This is a genomic window from Pseudomonas sp. P5_A2_2 (genome assembly GCF_054177685.1).
Genome location: NZ_JBGCUL010000807.1, coordinates 1 through 2,059 on the forward strand (window position 1 = coordinate 1; position 2,059 = coordinate 2,059).

General features: G+C 62.4%; 1 protein-coding gene. It reads left to right on the forward strand.

The genetic code is table 11. From position 1 onward, the window contains the following. Positions 1 to 61: 61 nt before the first annotated feature. A complete protein-coding gene (gene aauS, locus ACXRVY_RS25955; RefSeq protein ID WP_223458265.1) occupies positions 62 to 1,963 on the forward strand; it encodes a two-component sensor histidine kinase AauS in 1,902 nt (633 codons plus the stop codon). Positions 1,964 to 2,059: the final 96 nt, after the last annotated feature.

A 2,059-nucleotide genomic window follows, 5' to 3' on the forward strand; every position in this document is an offset into this window, starting at 1 on the left:
CTCCCACGGGGGGCGGCGGAGGCTTGCAGATTTGTGTGGTGGTTGACCCAAGGCATCTGTGATGAAATGCGACTCCAATCTTTATCGCGCAGCAATGCCATCACTCGCCGTGAAACCCCGTCTGGTTCGTCATTTGTTCCTGCCACCGCTGATCATCGCCATGATGATCGGCCTGGGCTATATCGGCTTCTGGGTCAGTGAGCACTATGGCATTCGCAGCCTTGGCGAGAACGGCCAGCGACAGCTGGAACTGCACGCCCGTGCCGTCGAAAGCGAAATCAGCAAATACACCTACCTGCCCAGCCTGCTGGAGCTCGAAACCAGCGTTTCGCAGTTGCTGGCCGACCCGACCCCGGAACACCGGCAAACGGTCAACGATTACCTCGAAGGCCTGAACCGGCGCAGCCGCAGTCGGGCCATCTACGTGATGGACACCACCGGCCGCGTCATGGCCACCAGCAACTGGCGCGACGTCGACAGTTACCTGGGTGAAGACCTGTCCTTTCGCGCCTATTTCCAGAACGCCGTACGTGGTCAGCCCGGGCGCTTCTACGGCATCGGCAGTACCAACGGCGAACCCGGCTACTACCTGGCCCATGGACTGGAAGAACACGGCAAGATCATCGGCGTCGCGGTGGTCAAGGTACGCCTGGAAGCCATGGAAGAACGCTGGCAGCGGGCGCGCCTGGAAGCCTTCGTCAGCGACGAGAACGGCATCATCATTCTGTCCAGCGATCCGGCTCGGCGTTTGAAATCGGTGGTGCCGCTGAGCGAAGAAACCAAGGAAAAACTCGCCCGCAGCCTGCAGTACTACTGGTTCCCGCTCAACGAACTGCAACCGCTGGCCCGGGAAACCCTGTCCGAAGGCGTGGAAAAACTCACGTTCCCGGCCAACAGCGAACTGGCGTCCGACGATGAAAACATCAGTTACCTGGCGCAAACCCGGCCGCTCGGCGATACGCCGTGGAACTTCACCCTGCTCACGCCGCTCCAGGATTTGCGTCGCGAAGCGATCAACCAGGGGATCCTGGTGGCCGTGGCGTTTGCCCTCTGTGCCTTTCTGTTGATCGCCTGGAACGAGCGGCGCAAGGTGATCGCCACCCGTCTTGCGGCCCGGGAAGCCTTGCAGGAAGCCAACAACCAGCTGGAGCGTCGGATTACCGAACGCACCACCGACCTGCGAGCCAGCAACGAACGGCTCAAGGGGCAGATCCGCGAGCGCCGGCTCGCCGAAGAGACTTTGCGCCGCGCCCAGGATGAACTGGTGCAGGCCGGAAAACTCGCGGCCATCGGCCAGATGTCCACCAGTATCGCCCACGAACTGAACCAGCCGCTGGCGGCGCTGCGCACCTTGTCCGGCAATACCGTGCGCTTCCTCGAACGTGGCCAGCTCGACGTGGCCAGCACCAACCTCAAGACCATCAACGAACTGATCGACCGCATGGGCCGGATTACCGCCAGCCTGCGCTCGTTCGCCCGGCGCGGTGACGACAAGGGCCAGGCCTGCCTCGGCAAAGCGGTGGACGCGGCCCTGCAATTGCACGGTGCACGGGTGGAAAACACCCCTCTGCAATTGCACCGCCATTTCGAAGCCGTGCAGGTGCAGATCGACCAGACCCGCCTGGAGCAGATTCTGGTCAACCTCATCGGCAACGCCCTCGACGCMATGCAAGCGCAGCCGCAACCCGAACTGTGGCTCGAAGGCGAAGCGTTCGATGGCAAATACCGCCTGCGCGTGCGAGACAACGGCCATGGCATCGACGCCGAAGCGCGCAAGCACCTGTTCGAACCCTTCTTCACCACCAAACCCGGCGAACAGGGCCTGGGCCTTGGCCTGACCCTTTCCGCCAGCCTGGCCGCCGCCACCGGCGGGCATCTGGGTGTCGAGCACCCGGCCAGCGGTGGTACTACATTCGTCCTCAGTTTACCGTTGGTAAGCCCCACTCCCGCCGAGCCAATATGAATAACGACCTTAGTGTATTGATCGTCGAAGACGACCCCCATGTGCTGCTCGGCTGCCAACAGGCGCTGACCCTGGAAGACATTCCCTGCATTGGCG